Raw genomic sequence first — 16,654 nt, forward strand, 5'->3', positions numbered from 1 at the left:
ATCTAACTTTTTTGGGCTAATCAATCACATTACCTTTGCCCATACATAGGATGTAGAAGATACTTTGAAGAAAAAGGGTGTTGATAATGCCAGCAATTGTTGGAGTTGCACAGGTCATTACACTTGGGAGCAGTTCAGTTTTCCATATTGGAGACGTTTATAAAATTATGCCATTCTCTACCGCAAAAACCTTTTCTGGTGCTGGTTCCTTTAACACGGGGGATAGCTTACAGCTCCAAAATAATGTTAGTTCGACAAATACCCAAGATTCAGATGTTTACGATCAAGGAATTGCACTGAATGCTTAATGAGTGGGTGGGTTTAAATGAATTTTTATATACAGCAGTCCATTCAAATCAATTTCATTAAAATTGGCGGGATTACCAATTCCTCCGTCTTGCAAATAGGCAGTGCTGGGATTATCAAACCTACGGCTCACTTATATAATACCGGTGGTTTTACACAACCTGCACCACAAACGACTCAAATTTCAGGCACTTTATTAGGAACACCTTCAGTACCCCTGCAAGCTGCCGTTAGAAAACAGGAGCAGTAGCTCGTCCTACTAGATAAAATTCGATTATTTTATTGGCGAAATAATTGTGAGGTGATTAAATGAATCAGGATTATTCCCAATATCTTCAATGGATGCAGATGTGTATTCAAGCACAGGAGCAAAGGATTCTAACGTTAGAAAAAACTCTCCAAAAAATGAGAGAAGATATCAAACAATTAAGTGAAAGACAGTCCATCCATGTAGACAAAATTGAATATAAATTTGATCAATTGAAGGTGGAGACTCTCGAAGGGACCTTAAATATTGGTTTAAACCCATCTGAATTAGCCGGAATCGAAGACTTCGCTGTCCAAAACCAGTCCTTAACCACCCCAATTTCACCAAAACATCAAATGCAAAGATCCATGAAAATCGAGGAAGCGATGTACCGATATATAGAAACGGATTTACCTCCAATCGTTGAGGCCGCCCAGAGGGAATTAAACGTTCAACCGAATGATGAATATTTATCATTTATAAAACAAGACATCATCAAGCAGCTTCCGAGCAGGATAGAACAACATTTAACCTCCAATTCCGCTACCAGCCGTTCTTCTGAAGCTGCCCGTTCTGACGATTTAATTATTGAAGCACTAAAGAAGGAAATTCAAAATGGAGTGAATATTTTTTTCAGCAATTTACCTGAAAATCTGAAAGGGATGAGAACAGAATGAACTTTCAAGTTTATAACCGCGAGCTCTGTGTTCAAAGCATAAAAATCATCGGGGTGGCAAGTTCATCGTTAGTAATGGTGGGCGATACCGAAACGATCCAGTTGGCCTCAACTTTTGATACCCCTGCGGAATCATTAATTATTGGCCCGTTTGTTCCCCTATCACCGGAGTGAACATGATGTTGCAAAGAACCTCTTGTGTAGATTCTATAAATATTAAAATTGTTTCCTTTGCCTCTACGGTCCAGCTAGGGGATTCCTGTATCATTAATGGTCTTTCAAAAGCACTCGCTGACCAACGAGAAACAGAATTATTTTATGGAAATGAGGGTAACTTTCTCCCCTATCGTGTTTTTAGCGAACCTATTCCTTTTCAACCAATTACTGAACCTTTCACATACTCTCGTCAAAATCCGAACCCGCTAATTAGGGTTAGTAAGATTGATATTATAGGGATATCCTCTTCGTCCCTTTTACACGTAGGTAATAGCGGACATGTTTCGATGGAGGCAAGGGTTAAACATATTCGCGAACTAGTTTCTGTTCCGAGAAAAGATGGTGGGGGAGCAGAACATGGACAAAAATAAAAGCATAAGATACTTTTAAGGATGATAAGTAAGTTTACTAAAAAGGATGTTTGTTATGCCAGCGATTATCGGCCCTGTCCAAATCGTTCACGTAAGTGGAGGTGTTGTCCAATTTGGGGATACAGTCTATATCTCTCCGAAGGCCGCCTCTAAGACAAATGCAGGTTCAGGTGCATTTAATACCGGTGGATTTATCATTGCAAATAACGGGTTAAGTGGTACCAATGTACTTGATACAAATGTAATCGACCAGCCAATTGTGGGGAATAATTAAAAAATGACATAAACCAAAATGGTCTATGTCATTTTTTGTTATCTTAATCCTTTTCAATCTTTAAAATATGGGCTCCATCAAAGAAAAACAAATACCTTTCAGTGACCTTTCTTTTCCAGATTTGTTCGATTGCTCGGGTGTATAAGTTAATTTGCATCTTGTATCGGTTTTCAAGAATTGATCTCGCTTGTTCAAACCCGCCTTTATAACGATCAGATATACGATCTGATTTATAATCCACCAAAACAAGCCCGTCTTCGTCCTCAAAGATGCAGTCAATAATCCCTTGCACAAACACAGATTCTTCTTCATCGTTCCAAGCAGGATACACATCACGAGCATGCATGGAAAGTGTAAAAGGAACTTCTCTGTTGATTGTTTTTGCATTAAAATACCTTAGCCCCAAATCTGAATGGAAAAATTGAACAATCAAACGTTTATCAATGATTGAAGCTTGTTCGTGGGTTAGCAATTCATTGTTAACCATCCATGTTATTTGTTCTTGAAGAGACTCTTGACTCACTGCTTTCGTTAAATCGACATGCTGCATGACCATATGCATGGCCGAGCCACGTTCAGCAGGACTTAATTGCTTTTCCTGCATAAATTTAGGGCGTTTTATGATCGACTTTTTAAAGTGGTTGACAAGGTCAGTCCCACTTTGTTCATCCGCGATTTCCCTTTGCCGTTTCATTTCAGATACTGATTGTTTTGAGCGATGGACTGCAGCCTTTGAGAAGGAATATTCCCAATCTAAGCGTGACTTTATTTCTTCAGCAAATGGTGACGTGGTCGAGACAAGTTCACCTTTTTGGACCCTATCAAGAAAATGGTCCTCTTCCATACTTGTTTCTGTTTCCATTTGTTTCACTTCTTCTGCACTTATTAGTGAAATTTTCCATAAGGAAGGATTCCTTGTAATTTCTTCAGGAACCAGGGGATTAATCGTTTCACTAATCCTTAATTCACTACCGTCTTGATGTCGAACTAATGCTGGTCCAATCCAATCAATATAGCTTGAAACTGCTGCCCGTTCATAATCCTTTAAGAGCCATTCTGTATTGGATGCCAAATCATTCCATTGGTCAATTTTTTTCATGGCATCCTTGAGTGTTGCAGATAAATAAAGTTTTTCTTTTGCCCTTGTCATGGCTACATATAAGACACGCATTTCTTCGGCGAGCATTTCCATTTTCTTTTTCCGCTTAAAAGCAATTTGCGGCAAGGAAGGGTAAGAAATTCTTTTTTCTGCATTTACATACTTAGATGCGAATCCGTATGCTTTATCTAACATAAATGGTTTACGAATATCTGCCATATTAAAGGTTCGTGCCATCCCAGCCATGAATACGACAGGAAATTCAAGTCCTTTGCTGCTATGAATGGTCATAATCCTGACAACGTCCTCTTGCTCACCAAGTGCCCTAGCTGCCCCGAGGTCGTCCCCTCTTTCAATCATTCGCTCAATAAACCGAAGGAATCTGAACAACCCCCGGAAAGAAGTATGCTCGTATTGCCGTGCCCTGTCGTATAATGCACGGAGGTTAGCTTGACGCTGCTTTCCTCCAGGTAAACCGCCGACAAAATCATAAAACTGAGTATCTCTGTATAATTGCCAAATTAACTCAGACAGGGATCCCTGCCTTGCCATAGAGCGCCATTCCGTCAGAAAGTCATAAAAGCGGCGGACTTTTTCGTAAAAGGCAGCCATATTTTCAGCTTGTTTACTCTTGCAAAAGGCAGTCACCGCCTCCCAAAACGAACCTCGCTTCTGATGAATACGGATTATTGATAGTTCTTCCTCATTCAACCCAACGATAGGTGACCGTAATACCGCTGCAAGCGGGATGTCTTGGAATGGATTATCAATCACACGTAAGAGTGAAATCATTACGGCCACTTCAGTTGCGTTAAAATAACCCGTTGAAAGGTTGGCATAAATGGGAATTCCTTGCTGCTTAAATTCTTCAATGATCTGTGGAGCCCATGTCATTGAACGGAGCAGGATTACTGTATCCCGATACATTAGCGGCCGATTTGATTTTGTTTTTGGATTATACACGGGTGCTCCACTAGCTATTAATTCTTTAATTTTAGCGGCAATAACTCTGGCTTCCAGTTGGGATTGTTCCAGACCAACTGCATCAAATTCTTCTAGTTCTCCCTCTGCTTCCCCTTCAGATGTTGCAGATGACCCTTTATCCTCAACATTTTGATTAATAAGCAGAAGTTCGACCGGGTAAGGCTCCTCTTCAGGATAAGGTGCGCCAGCACGTAATTCTGCTGCTTCGTCGTATTCGATTTCGCCAACCTTAACACCCATAATTTGTTTGAATAAAAAATTTGTAGCATCGAGTACTTCTCTTCGGCTTCGAAAATTTCGTGCTAAATCAATCCGTAAACCTGTTGATTCTCCATCAACTCTAAAGCGGTTATACTTGCCAAGGAACAGGTTGGGCTCAGCCAAACGAAAGCGGTAAATCGACTGCTTTACATCTCCGACCATAAACATATTTCCATTATGTTCATCTTTCTTAGTTACAAGTTTCAGGATCGTTTCCTGCACCATATTTGTATCTTGATATTCATCACAGTAGACCTCTTTAAAATGCCTTTGGTAAGCAAGGGCTGCTTCCGACGGCAGAAATTCTCCCATCGATGAGATTTCCTTTGTCAAAATTCCTAAGCAGTAATGCTCTAAATCGGCATAATCGACAAGTCCTTTTTCTCTTTTAACCTTTTCAAATCGCTGTGAAAATTCCTTAACAAGATGAATCAACGTTTCTATTAACGGTCGCATCTCTTCCATGTCACGTAAAAAGCTTTCAGGCTTTCGAGAAAATAGTTCATCTTTTATATCTTGAATTTTTTTCTTCGCTTTATCACGAAGTTTTTGGGCCTTCTCTGTTAGTTCTTTATCATACTCCTCACCTTTGACCTGTTTTGCGCGTGAAAAAGACCAAGTTTGCATTGCTTGATATAGTGTTTCCCAAGAGTCTCTCTTGGCTAACAGCAGAGTGTCAATCACATTTAAATCATCGATAAAATTTTCGGCCCTAGGTGCTGGTCCGCCTGGGAGCTTTGTTACTTCTAAGCCGCGCTTAATCATTTCGCTAGCCGCTTCTAATTGAAGTTCAATATCAAATAGAAGAGCCTGGATAAAGTCAAGGTCCTCAATATTATAAATCGATGAAACATCATACATCGAAATAATTGACTGTAAATATTGCTCAGGTAATGGGTTTGCTCTAGCAAAATCGTAAATTGACCGAATAATATCCATTAAAGCAGCATCGCTACGGTCACTAGTGAATGAATCCACCAAGTAAAAAAATGCTTCATTCTCTTTTTTTCCATATTCCACTTCAAATAATTCGTCCATTACTTCATCTCGGATTAATTGTGCCTCTGTTTCATCGGCAATTCGGAACCCGGGATCAACATCGATTAAGTAGTAATATTTTCGAATGACCTCCATACAAAAGGAGTGAAGTGTTGAAATGGATGCTTTGTTTAATAAACTGAGTTGCTTTCTTAAATGGCGGGACATAGGGTCGGCATCAATAGACTTTTCTAGTGCTTCCCCAATTCGATGTCTCATCTCAGCAGCTGATGCGTTCGTAAAGGTCACAACTAATAATTCATCAACATCAATGGGATCCTCTTTTGAAAGAATCTTTTGGATAATTCTTTCCACAAGAACAGCAGTTTTTCCTGATCCGGCAGCAGCAGCGACAAGAATATCCCGATCTTTAGCCATAATTGCTTTCCATTGGTCATTTGTCCATGTTACATTTTCTGGCTTGGGAGGAATAACAACATTACTCAAGATTCTCGTACCTCCTTCCTAATAAGTTCTAATACATCTTCTTTTGAATGCGGTGTAAGAACCCGAAATTGATTATTTTCAATTGCCTCGTCAAATTGACAAACAGATTTATATGAACAAAATGTACAAGGTGTTTTATCCTTTAATTTATATGGGGCTATATCAATTTGACCATCGATAATAGCGTTACCTGTTTTTAAATATAATTTGCGGACGTAAGTTTTCAGGTCATCAAATTCTGATAGACTAGCAACTTTCGATTTTTTAGATAAATTCCCGTCTTTTTTAATACCGGCGGCAATAATTTGCGAATCACCCGATTCAAGTGTATTGTCCATAAGTCGGATGACATTTTGATCACCTACCATTAATCCATTCATCTTAAATTTTTTCATTATCTCTTTTTCGATTTCATCGATTGAAATCATTTTTGTTGTATTAATAAAAGGATTATGAACATGAAAATAGAGAACACCTGCAGGGCTCGCCTTCATTTCTACCAATTCATTCGAATGTGTCATGACAATATCAAGGTAGGTTAACATTTGCAGTGCAAGGCCATAATACACTTCGCTAAAATTGACATCCTTTTCACTCGACTTATAATCAATCACTCGTAAAAAGACGCTGTCATCTGAGGCTTTTGCCTGATCCACTCTATCAATTCTCCCGGCTAATTCCATCCTTTTCCCATTTTTCAGTGAAAACGATAATGGAGGCAGTTTTCCATTAGGTCCAAATCCTAATTCTAAACCAATTGGTGAGAAACCACTCACTTTTGCATGCTCACTTAAAACGACAGAAGCACGGGTAATGATTTGTTCCAATTTCCGTTTAATATAATGATGGCGCTCGGAACTTAATAATATTTCATTTTGTAGTTTAGGAGCTAACGTCTTGACTGCTTCCTTGGAGAGGTCTTCACATTGTTTCTTTGAAAGCTCAGCCCATGAAAGGTTTTGTTCATTGACAATATCTGCAATCTGTTTTAAAGCAGCATGGAATAACTCCCCGATATCTGGAGCCTCTAACCGATACACTTGACGATCCCGGAGCTTTAAACCATGCTGAGCAAAATGAGAAAAAGCACAGGAGTTATATAATTCCATTCTGGAAACACTGGCTTGAATGGCTTCACCATATAATTCATCCGCTACCTCTTTCGAGAGCTTTACGGTTGGGTTCGAATAAAATAAGCTTGAAAACACTTTTTGTGCTTTGTCCTTACCTGAACTCTCAAGATAGTAATTATAAACATCCCACCAAAGATTAGAAATGGGATAGCCGCGTTTTTTCCATTGCAGCTGGGAATTGAGGTAGGACAAAGACGTTGTAAAGTTTGATATAAAACTCAGTTGACTCTGTTCCGAAACTTGCGATGGATCTGAGACGTAGAAAAGTTCATCAGCTCCTGGAAACATATCTTTTATTCTCTTAATATACGAAGAAGGAATTAACGCTTTTCCTTCATCATTCGCAAGCGGGTAACAGACAAAAAGGGCTTCCGTTGGAGCGGTAAATGCTTTATAGGCAAGATAGTTTTCATCGAGTAAACGCGTCCGGCTACTTGGTGCGATATTGACCCCAGCTGCTAAAAGCATTTCCCTGTCTTCATCTGAGAGGATCCCCTCATCTGATATTTTTGCAGGCAGTATTCCTTCGTTGACACCCACTACAAACACGACTTTTATTTCATTGAGCCTTGATTTTTCTAAATCACCAATCAATACTTGGTCAAGTGCAGGAGGGATAAGTGAAAAATGTAAGGATTCAAATCCTGATTCTAAAACCGCTGCAAATGCCTTTAGTGCAATTGGCTCTTCACCTAATATTTCAACATATTGATCGAGCAGATCGATTACAGCATTCCACACTTGTTCGTGCTCACGCATTTTAACAAGGTTACCCTTCTCTTCGGCAGCCGCTTTCCATTTCTCAAGCTTTGCTGGAACATCCAATTCCTCTAGCAATAAATAAATAGCTTCACAGAGTTTTCGTCCCGAATCTGCTTTTTTCAAACGTCTTGATAGCCGTAATAACGGAGCTGTTATCATGAGTTTTAATTCATTTAACTCTTGTTCCATTTCTTTTTCAGCATCGGTTTGTGAGATTGTCTCTAATTCTAACCCTCTAATCCGACGGTAACTCCAACGATCTTTTTTCGTCCATTTACTTCCGCTAATTCCGTAAGCTAGACAATAATTTTCTAGTTTGTCCATTTTTTCACGCATTTTAGCGAAATTTTCCTGAAGGGGATATAACAATTCTGTTTTTATCACTCTGAATACAGGTTCATAGCGCCAGTAAGAATTGATCACTTCCAGACTCGAACGAATTAATTCAATCAGTGGATGGTTCAGCATCGTCCTTTTTTGATCAATAAAATAGGGAATCTGATAATCGTTGAAAACTGGTTCAACAATCTCATGATAGTCCACGCCATTTCTGATTAATAAAGCGATATCCCGGTACCGGTAACTCTTCGTCCTGACAAAATCGCGTATCTCTCTGGCAACCCCTTCGATCTCAGCTCTACGATTTACTGCTTGGCAAATATTAATTTTTGACTCACCCAAATATGGGACTGCAGGCCGGGAATCAAATTTTCCTTCCAGATGTTGTAATGAAGGCTGATTCCATTTCTTTTGTTCTTGTAAAATGACAGGTTGATCCATCTCGATACCGTTTGCTCTTGCTAAATCATAAATAGAAAAACAAGCTCCACCGGATAAACGGAATAAGTCAAGTTCATCAGGAGGTGCAGCAAGGGATAAGTGATCTGTTGTCAGTGCAATTGAAACGGTTTTACAATGCTTCATCAACTCCACCATTACACGATATTCCTGGGGTGAAAAACTATCAAAACCATCGATATATATTTCAGCATCTTTTAAATAGGTTGAGCTGGTTATTTTCTCCGCTAGTAGGGTAAAGTAGTCCTCTGAATCGATATATTTACCAAAAATTTCATCTTCAAACTTTTTATAGATTATTTCTAAATCTTTGATTTTATCATGTAAGGCATTGGCTGCCGTTGTATCTCCACTCGATTGGAAGGAACTCTGAATCAGCTCCTCGGGACTTATACAGTATCGTTTAAATTCCGTTATCATTTGCTCCAGTTGTTTAATAAATCCAGACTTATCGGCAGCACGCTGAAAAAGCTGTAGTTGCTCCTTTTGCTCATCGATAATTTTGCGAATTAGCATGCTCATCCCTACACTGCTTAAATGGATTCGGCTAATCCCGCCTGTTTCTTGCAAGATTCGCCACGCCATCCGAGAAAAACTATATACTTGAGCGCGAATCATTCCGCCAATCGCTGGGTCTGTAGCCAATCGATATTCAGATAAAAAAGTCATCTGTTCTGGAACAATATAAATAATCGGAGTTCCTTCTGGGTTTTCCAGAAGCCGCTCCTTTATTTCTTCAAGGAACATAGCTGTTTTGCCACTTCCCGACCGCCCGATTACCATTCTTAATGACATGTAAAAACCTCACTTTCCACTACCACTAAAAGGAACTATATCTCTCATTCTATCACAAAATAAGCACAAACGTTTGGAATACCACTAACAGATTGGAGCCATAATTGGTAAATTCTACGGTTTTTTCAAGCAAAAAAAAACACGATTCATCATCGTGTATACCCTTTATCTTCTCATCTAAAAATGGACATCCATTTCATTTAATGGCCAGTAGCGTAAATCCACTTTACCAACCACTTGACTGGCTGAAATAAAACCGAATTGCCGGCTGTCCCAACTACCTAGACGATTATCACCAAGGACAAATAACTTTCCATCAGGGACTGTATTTTCACCGGTAATTTCTTTTAAACTAAAGTCACCAGTAATCCTTATCCCAGGTGATTTTTGTTTATACACATTTAAAAAAGGCTCTTCATACTTATGTCCATTAATATACAACTGGTCATCACGATATTCGATTTTATCACCTGGCAAGCCGATTATCCGTTTTACAAAATCTTCTTTTTTATTGGCATGAAAAACAATAACGTCAAATCGATTCAATTCTCCCACTTGATAACCAAGTTTGTTAACGACTAGTTTATTCCCATCCTGCAGCGTTGGCATCATGGATTCGCCTTCTACTACATAGTTTGAAAAGAAAAATGTACGAATAAAAGCAAAAATAATGATTCCGATTGCAAAAGCTTTAGCCCATTCCATGCCTTCCTTTTTCCATTCAATCTTCATTTACGCTCCTCCGTTTCTCCTGCTTATAGTTTCTGTCTATTTCCCCATTATGGTCAGTTTCCGGGCTCTTATTCATTCTGCCTTCAATTCTTTTACCAACGATCCAAAGAATGAAAATAATAAGCAATACTACAACAGTCCGAAGCGGCTTTGTCAGCAATGACTGAACATCATAGCCCACAAAACTAATCGTGAAAATCATCACCATTTTCCCAATACACACGGCTAACATGTATTGAGAAAGGCGAATTTTAGAAAGACCTGCAACTATGTTGACTACAGCTGAGGGTGTAAATGGAAAACAAAGCAGTAAAAAGAGTGGGCCGAATCCATGACGATCTACCCAATCCATCAATTTGCGGACCTGAGGGTGCTTGGGCAAAAAAGCTAATAACTTTTGTTGTCCATACCTTCTGACTAGTAAAAAAACGAGCATTGCCCCGATACATGCGCCTAGCCATGAATATAAGAATCCTAACCAAAGTCCAAACGCACTGGCATTTGCCATTACAAATAAAAACAATGGGAGAAATGGCATAAATGCTTCAATGACTATAAGCAATATGCCTGGTATCGGCCCAAGGGCTCGATAATCCTGAATCAGACTCATAATATGTTCAAGTGTAAACCACGATTTTAATGATTCAATGTCCATCCGATTTCTCCCCATTATTTTTACTAAGGCTATTTTCACATAGATTGTTGTTTTTCGTATAATGTTATCAACCCGTCTAATTAGATGCTTCGTGGCATCTTCTCATAAGAATATTTGCGAAATTGCCCAGAAACTTAGTAAATAACCCTTATAAGGCTCCAAAAGCAACAAAATTTACGAAAAGAGCCTTTACTAATTAGCAGTACCCATGTTTACTTTGTAATAAATTGATGGAGTGCTTGTTTGTTTTTTTCGACATCAATATCTAATACTGCTCCCTCCCCAGCTATTCTCGCATTTGAATAACTATTTTCGACAGGAATTCGCAACGTATCGATATTTCCTCGATTACTCGAAAAGAAATCCTTAGCCATAAATGTTATGTCTGAAGTGTCCATATTTGTATTCACATAAGGAGATACGACTCCGATAAGTTTAGGTAGTTTGGGAATCGTTTGGAGGCCCATCAATTGATCTCCAATGGCTTTAACTGCCTTTTGCTGCCGTTCTACCCTTCCAAAATCACCTATAGCATCATGGCGATACCGGACATAACCAAGCATTTCCTCTCCATTTAATTTTTGCAGACCTGGCTCTAAAGTTACATCAATATTTTTAGACATTTTTTTCTCTACATCTATCTCTACCCCATTTGGAAATGCTTCATCAATAAGTTGCACAAAGCCTTGAAAATCGACAATAACATAGTACTGAAGGTCAATATCAAAATTTTGCTTGATCGTTTGTCTCATTAATTCTGGTCCGCCCCGAGCAAAGGCAGAGTTAACTTTATGTTTACCATGACCTGGAATTTCGAGGTAGCTATCCCTCATAATGGAAGTTAATTTAAAGGTTCCTTTGTCTTCATTATAATGAACAATCATGATCGTATCTGCACGCGACTTTTCCTTGCCTCTAGCATCACTTCCAAGCACAAGTATATTTGTACCTCCATACTGATCCTTTTGCCCTTCGAAAGTATAGACAACATTTGAAGCTTTTTTATCAATTTTTTTTAGTGATTGATTAACGCCCAGCCTGTATTGATAATAAGCATAACCTGCCACTGCCCCAATCAGTAGTACGAATACCAGTAAAATGGATGGCCATTTTCTCTTTTTCTTCATTTGATGTTTATCAGATCTCATTGTTATCACCTATTCATCCACGTTTTTTATTCTTCTATTTATATGACTGTTTTTTCACTTTAAGGGTTTCTTCATTTAATTCATTTTCCCCTATCAGATATCCTTCTATTAATAAAAACTTTCTCATATAACAAGTGAAATTTTCAATAAATAAAACTCGCCAAATGACGAGTTTTTGATAATGTAATGGCCTATTGCTTTTAATGTTTCTTTTTTGTAAAATAAAGAGGAACGTTTGTTCTTATTTTAATGAAAGGTGTGACCGAAAAAATGACCAGAATCCCCGAAGATGATCGTGACATAATGGAAAAAGCTATGTATTTGCCAATGGTTCTAATTATCTTAAACCGGGATTTAACTGTTGTAGAAAAGAGCCCGTTTAAACTAAAACAACCCTATTTAGATTTGATTGAGGAAACGATGAAGGAAATACAGAGGGAATTGGCGGATGTAAAACAATATATGAAAAAAAATAAGCTTCAGGTAATTGAAACAAAACGGGACGATGCTTTTACGCTGTACAGGTTTATTTATAAAGGCTATGAAGAAAACCATAATTACTTTAATCCAAGAATCCGTAATAAGGTCCAAGAATTAATGGAGGCCTATTTATTAAAAAAACATCTGTCCCGCTAGTGATTAATCAATGGCAACCTTATTTTGGATCCTTCACACGAGAATTGTATTCAAAAGATGTTTCCAATGCATTTAATGGCTGTGGCCCATGTGGCAAATAAAATAACCTTCTCCCATTACTTTCTATTCTTTGCAGAAGCTTTGATTTTAATAACGAAGTTCTTAACATCTGGCCTTCGATTGTACTTACTGGGACTGGAAATATGTGCGATTGTTTATTGCGGAAAATGATCATTGTTTTTTGAGCGGCTACGCGGCGATAACTCTCAACATGTTCAAATGAAATCCAAATACACGTAGGAATTAGCGGAGAAACCGTAGGATAAAAATAAATGTGATAAATTGGTTCAATTATGATTGGAAGCTTTCGGGAATAGCCAATTAATTGCCGTGTTCCTCTTTTCCTGCTTTCGTAATCGACACCAAAATAACTACAACTTTTTTTGATGATATCCAGTGGCTTGAAGGGCGACAAGAATTCATCTTCTAATTCCACTATACGCGAATAAATTTTACTTCCATATACCACTGGTTCAAGAAATAACGTGCGTGAATTGATTTCATAATCTTCGATTTGTTTCAACCCATCCAACTCCTTTTTCATCTTATCCACCATATCTTACCACTCCTTGTTATTTATTCCCTTACTTTTCTGAATTGTTCTTAAATTATTCACAAATTTCACACTAAATAAATATTTATCTGAAAATTATAAAAACCAATGATATTCTTCAAAAAAAACCATATAATTTTAAAAAGCATCTGAGGTGATTTTCATGAATGAAAAATCATACACGGAATTGATGAAACTTGGTGCCATGAAACGCAATCGTCTGAAAGAGAACTTTGTCCAGGATTTATACATCGAAATGCTATTGTCTGAAATTCAGCTAACGGTCGAAAAAGAAAAATTATTGCAAAAAATTGATGCCGCCATCGATGGTCGTGACAAAAAGTTATTTCTTCAGTTATCCGGGCAACTGAAGGAAATTAACAAAAAGTTTGGAACGTAAATTACTTTTTAGCTGCCGTCATGATTGACGGCTTTTTTATTTTTTTAGGCAATGAAAGCTTGTCTAGTGAAATAACATATTTATTTTAATTTTTTTACTAACAAAAAAAAGGCGGTGACGTATAAATATGTCTCAGCCTTTTTAATGGTTTATTTATTCCTTTGTTTCACTTCATATTCTTCAAGCATGGAAATCCGATCAAGCATAGTTGGATGGGTATACCTGAAAATTTTTACTAGTAGCGGTGGATTCACTTGACTTAAACCAGAACGAGTCAATTCCTGGAAAGAAGTGATTGCAGCTTCTGTATTATTGGTCATCTCAATTGCATATTTGTCGGCCCGTGTTTCCTGATAACGAGAAGCAAAATTTGTAAATGGACTAGCAGCAAACAAGAGCATCGATAGGATCATAAAGAATAACGGCAATGAGCGGATATCTCTTATGTCTGATATTTTTAACTCGTTTCCCCAGCGTTTTATTGCCCAATTCATAATCCTATAGGTCAAATACAAACCCAGGAGGGAAATTAGCAAGTAGCCTGCTATTCCAAAATAAATATGTTTCTCGATATAATGGCACATTTCATGAGCCATTATAAATAAAATTTGATTATCATTTAGTTTGTTTAAAGTGGTATCCCAAAGGACAATTCGAGCATTTGAGCCGATCCCCGTGACATAGGCATTTAAAGCATTCGTTTCTTTTGACTTATCCACTTCAAAAACATTCTGTGCTGGAATTTCGGCCTTTTCAGCCAATACTAAAATTTTGGTTTCTAATTCTTTATTTTTTAATGGATAAAAGTCATTATATAACGGATCAATCACCACTGGTTGGAGAAACATCATAAATAATGTTAACGGAATCGATAATAACCACCCATATAGCCACCATCGTTTTTGGCTTTTCTTCATCAGCCAGTATAGTACCGGGACAATTATAAGCCATGTTCCATAATTTATCCAAAAATCTATCAACTCATTTTTCATCCAAGAAGTAAACGTTTGGGTTGAAATATTATACGTTTTTGATAAAGAATAACTGATATAGCTTAATGGAAAAGTCGCCACATAAGCAAAAACAGATAACCAAATTAAATATATAGCGGTTTGAAGCAATTTATATTTTGAGGAATTTTTGGCCCAGTTCTTCATTGCTTTCGATAACCCGAATAACAATACTAAAAAGTAAAAAAGCCATTCTAACGGGGTAGATAAGAAAAATAATAAATTTCTTATTTTGGAATACTCTTCACTAAGCATAAGTTCCCTGCCATTTAAAAAAGTGGCCGGGTCCGCCTTCGACCCCTCATATTCGAATGGAAGGCTTGAATCAGCAAAGTAGAATAAATACCAATAAATAAACAATCCATATAGAATGTAGCCCATAACCGCATAGACTCCCATTTTTCTCGCCATAATTTGTCCCCCTTCATGTACAACCTCTCTATACTTAGTTTAGTTAAAAAAGGACAAATTAGAACAATTAAAACAAAAGCCGGTATAAAATACCGGCTTACAAAAGATAGGAATATATCGATAGGACAGCAATTGAACCGAGGACGACGATGATAACATTAGCGCCTAAAAAGGCTGCGATAAAAGCTGCCGCTGCACCTAACACCCCGTACCAAATATCATTATTTTGTATTAAAAGAATGGAGGGAAATATTAACGCACCAAGCGTGGCAAACGGAACATTTTTTAATACCCCTTGAATAAAAGGTGGGAGTTCTTTCCCTTTCAATAAAACAAAAGGCATCATTCGGGGAATATATGTAACCACACCCATTCCAAGAACCATCCATAATATTTCAATCTTCATGTCTTACACTCCGATTCTTCATTTTAATTACTTCAGCTGTTTCGATAATGATGGCAGATAGAAGGGTTGCCGTAACGATTGCCCATCCTTGCGCCATAACGTTTCCAATTGTAAAAATCGTATTAAAAATAGCCCCAAGGACAGCCAAACATACCACTTTTACACTTTTTTTCATAGAGGGGACCAAAAGACCAATAAACATCGCATAGAGAGCAACCCCCATGCTTTCCTGTAAAGTTTTGGGCAGATTTGCTCCAATTAAATGACCAAGCCCTGAAAAAATCACCCAACTGGAGTATGAAATGGAGATTACACCGAACAAAAAGCCTGTTGTCGCAGTACCGTCTTTTGTAGCGACAACTGAAAATGTTTCATCTGTAATGCCAAAAGAATAAATTAACTTATTGACAATATGGTCCTCTTCGACTTTTTCATTCAACGAGGTGCTCATCAGGAAATGCCGGATATTTACAATAAAGGTTGTTAAAATAATTTCAATAATTCCAGTCCCAATTGCAATTAGACTAAGTGAAATATATTGGGAGGCACCAGCAAACACAATCAAACTCATAAAAATAGTTTCATAAATCGATAATCCAGATGACTTTGCTAGGAGTCCAAAGGTCAGCGCAATTGGAAAATAGCCAATCGCGATACTTAACCCCGCTTGGATTCCTTGTCTAAATTCAGATGTTTCTCTACGAACTGATAGATCCGTCAAACCTAATTCCCCCTTGCATTCACTCATATAAACATAAATAATAGCAAATTTTCAGTAAATATAAAATAAAAAAACTAGTCTCATAGAATAACCGATTTACTTCCGAGGTGGAACAGAAACATCACATGGGAAAAACACAACCCGAATGCGGCGTCATTCGGATACGATCAGGTTGCAATCACTTTGGATAATCCAAGTCCGATTCGTATTCAGACAGCTACAGAAGGAATTAGGAAAGCACTGTCCGAATCCGTGGCCTATTCAAACAAGTTCAACTGGAAATTGCTTTAAGCTGTCCGAATCCGTGGCCTATTCGGACAAGTTCAACTGGAAATTGCTTTAAGCTGTCCGAATCCGTGGCCTATTCAGACAAGTTCAACTGGAAATTGGATTGAGTCCATATAATTGTGTAAAAAGAAAATGAGTCAAATTAATTCCTCATGGTTACAATGTTAACGGCGAAGAAAACAATGTGGAGGAATTAATTATGACTCAAATACAGTTTAACCTAAATA

Annotated in this window: 17 protein-coding genes; 8 read left to right on the forward strand and 9 right to left on the reverse strand. The window is 37.8% G+C overall.

Annotated features, from left to right (window positions below; all coding sequences use genetic code 11):
- Positions 1 to 86 precede the first annotated feature (86 nt).
- Genes KW850_RS25400 through KW850_RS25425 form a run of 6 tightly spaced genes read left to right on the forward strand, consistent with a single transcriptional unit; the run spans position 87 to position 2,090 of the window.
- The gene (locus KW850_RS25400) at positions 87 to 308 is read left to right on the forward strand and encodes a spore germination protein (protein ID WP_218350547.1); all 222 of its coding nucleotides are present in this window, start codon (positions 87 to 89) and stop codon (positions 306 to 308) included.
- Positions 309 to 325: 17 nt separating this feature from the next.
- Positions 326 to 556: a spore germination protein GerPB gene (locus KW850_RS25405; protein WP_218350548.1), complete on the forward strand. Its 231-nt coding sequence runs from the start codon at positions 326 to 328 to the stop codon at positions 554 to 556.
- A gap of 59 nt (positions 557 to 615) precedes the next feature.
- Complete coding sequence (gene gerPC / locus KW850_RS25410; protein WP_218350549.1) at positions 616 to 1,230, forward strand: spore germination protein GerPC; 615 nt, start codon at positions 616 to 618, stop codon at positions 1,228 to 1,230.
- Positions 1,227 to 1,403 carry a spore gernimation protein GerPD gene (locus KW850_RS25415; protein ID WP_218350550.1) on the forward strand — a complete coding sequence of 59 codons (177 nt, stop codon included), beginning with the start codon at positions 1,227 to 1,229 and terminating at the stop codon, positions 1,401 to 1,403. Before gerPC ends, KW850_RS25415 begins: the two co-directional genes overlap by 4 nt.
- 5 nt (positions 1,404 to 1,408) lie before the next feature.
- Positions 1,409 to 1,816: a spore germination protein GerPE gene (locus tag KW850_RS25420; protein WP_218350551.1), complete on the forward strand. Its 408-nt coding sequence runs from the start codon at positions 1,409 to 1,411 to the stop codon at positions 1,814 to 1,816.
- Between the two features lie 55 nt (positions 1,817 to 1,871).
- Complete coding sequence (locus tag KW850_RS25425; protein WP_218350552.1) at positions 1,872 to 2,090, forward strand: spore germination protein; 219 nt, start codon at positions 1,872 to 1,874, stop codon at positions 2,088 to 2,090.
- A 43-nt stretch (positions 2,091 to 2,133) separates the two neighbouring features.
- On the opposite strand, the gene addA is transcribed toward KW850_RS25425, so the two are convergent.
- From addA to KW850_RS25450, 5 genes are all read right to left on the reverse strand, one after another.
- On the reverse strand, positions 2,134 to 5,919 hold the full coding sequence (addA, locus tag KW850_RS25430; RefSeq protein WP_218350553.1) for a helicase-exonuclease AddAB subunit AddA: 3,786 nt from the start codon (positions 5,917 to 5,919) through the stop codon (positions 2,134 to 2,136).
- Positions 5,916 to 9,407: a helicase-exonuclease AddAB subunit AddB gene (addB, locus tag KW850_RS25435; protein ID WP_218350554.1), complete on the reverse strand. Its 3,492-nt coding sequence runs from the start codon at positions 9,405 to 9,407 to the stop codon at positions 5,916 to 5,918. The genes addA and addB overlap by 4 nt, the downstream gene beginning before the upstream one ends.
- Positions 9,408 to 9,584: 177 nt before the next feature.
- Positions 9,585 to 10,139 carry a signal peptidase I gene (gene lepB, locus KW850_RS25440; RefSeq protein ID WP_218350555.1) on the reverse strand — a complete coding sequence of 185 codons (555 nt, stop codon included), beginning with the start codon at positions 10,137 to 10,139 and terminating at the stop codon, positions 9,585 to 9,587.
- Positions 10,129 to 10,794, reverse strand: coding sequence for a TVP38/TMEM64 family protein (locus KW850_RS25445; protein ID WP_218350556.1), 666 nt, complete (start codon positions 10,792 to 10,794; stop codon positions 10,129 to 10,131). The genes lepB and KW850_RS25445 overlap by 11 nt, the downstream gene beginning before the upstream one ends.
- A 212-nt stretch (positions 10,795 to 11,006) precedes the next feature.
- Positions 11,007 to 11,942: an LCP family protein gene (locus tag KW850_RS25450; RefSeq protein WP_218350557.1), complete on the reverse strand. Its 936-nt coding sequence runs from the start codon at positions 11,940 to 11,942 to the stop codon at positions 11,007 to 11,009.
- 270 nt (positions 11,943 to 12,212) lie between these two features.
- Here KW850_RS25450 and KW850_RS25455 point away from each other — a divergent pair, with 270 nt between their 5' ends.
- Complete coding sequence (locus KW850_RS25455) at positions 12,213 to 12,578, forward strand: YhjD family protein (protein WP_218350558.1); 366 nt, start codon at positions 12,213 to 12,215, stop codon at positions 12,576 to 12,578.
- Between the two features lie 19 nt (positions 12,579 to 12,597).
- Here the strand turns inward: KW850_RS25455 and KW850_RS25460 are convergent, their stop codons facing one another.
- A complete protein-coding gene (locus tag KW850_RS25460) occupies positions 12,598 to 13,194 on the reverse strand; it encodes a competence protein ComK (RefSeq protein WP_256358445.1) in 597 nt (198 codons plus the stop codon).
- Between the two features lie 160 nt (positions 13,195 to 13,354).
- Here KW850_RS25460 and KW850_RS25465 point away from each other — a divergent pair, with 160 nt between their 5' ends.
- Positions 13,355 to 13,591, forward strand: a complete 237-nt coding sequence (locus KW850_RS25465; RefSeq protein ID WP_218350559.1) for an IDEAL domain-containing protein — start codon at positions 13,355 to 13,357, stop codon at positions 13,589 to 13,591.
- A gap of 149 nt (positions 13,592 to 13,740) precedes the next feature.
- Here KW850_RS25465 and KW850_RS25470 read toward each other — a convergent pair whose 3' ends face one another.
- From KW850_RS25470 to KW850_RS25480, 3 genes are all read right to left on the reverse strand, one after another.
- Positions 13,741 to 15,012, reverse strand: coding sequence for a M48 family metallopeptidase (locus tag KW850_RS25470; RefSeq protein WP_218350560.1), 1,272 nt, complete (start codon positions 15,010 to 15,012; stop codon positions 13,741 to 13,743).
- Between the two features lie 97 nt (positions 15,013 to 15,109).
- Positions 15,110 to 15,418, reverse strand: coding sequence for an AzlD domain-containing protein (locus KW850_RS25475; RefSeq protein WP_218350561.1), 309 nt, complete (start codon positions 15,416 to 15,418; stop codon positions 15,110 to 15,112).
- Positions 15,408 to 16,139, reverse strand: a complete 732-nt coding sequence (locus KW850_RS25480) for an AzlC family ABC transporter permease (RefSeq protein WP_256358446.1) — start codon at positions 16,137 to 16,139, stop codon at positions 15,408 to 15,410. Before KW850_RS25480 ends, KW850_RS25475 begins: the two co-directional genes overlap by 11 nt.
- Positions 16,140 to 16,654 lie beyond the last annotated feature (515 nt).

The sequence above is a fragment of the Bacillus sp. sid0103 genome, assembly GCF_019219025.1.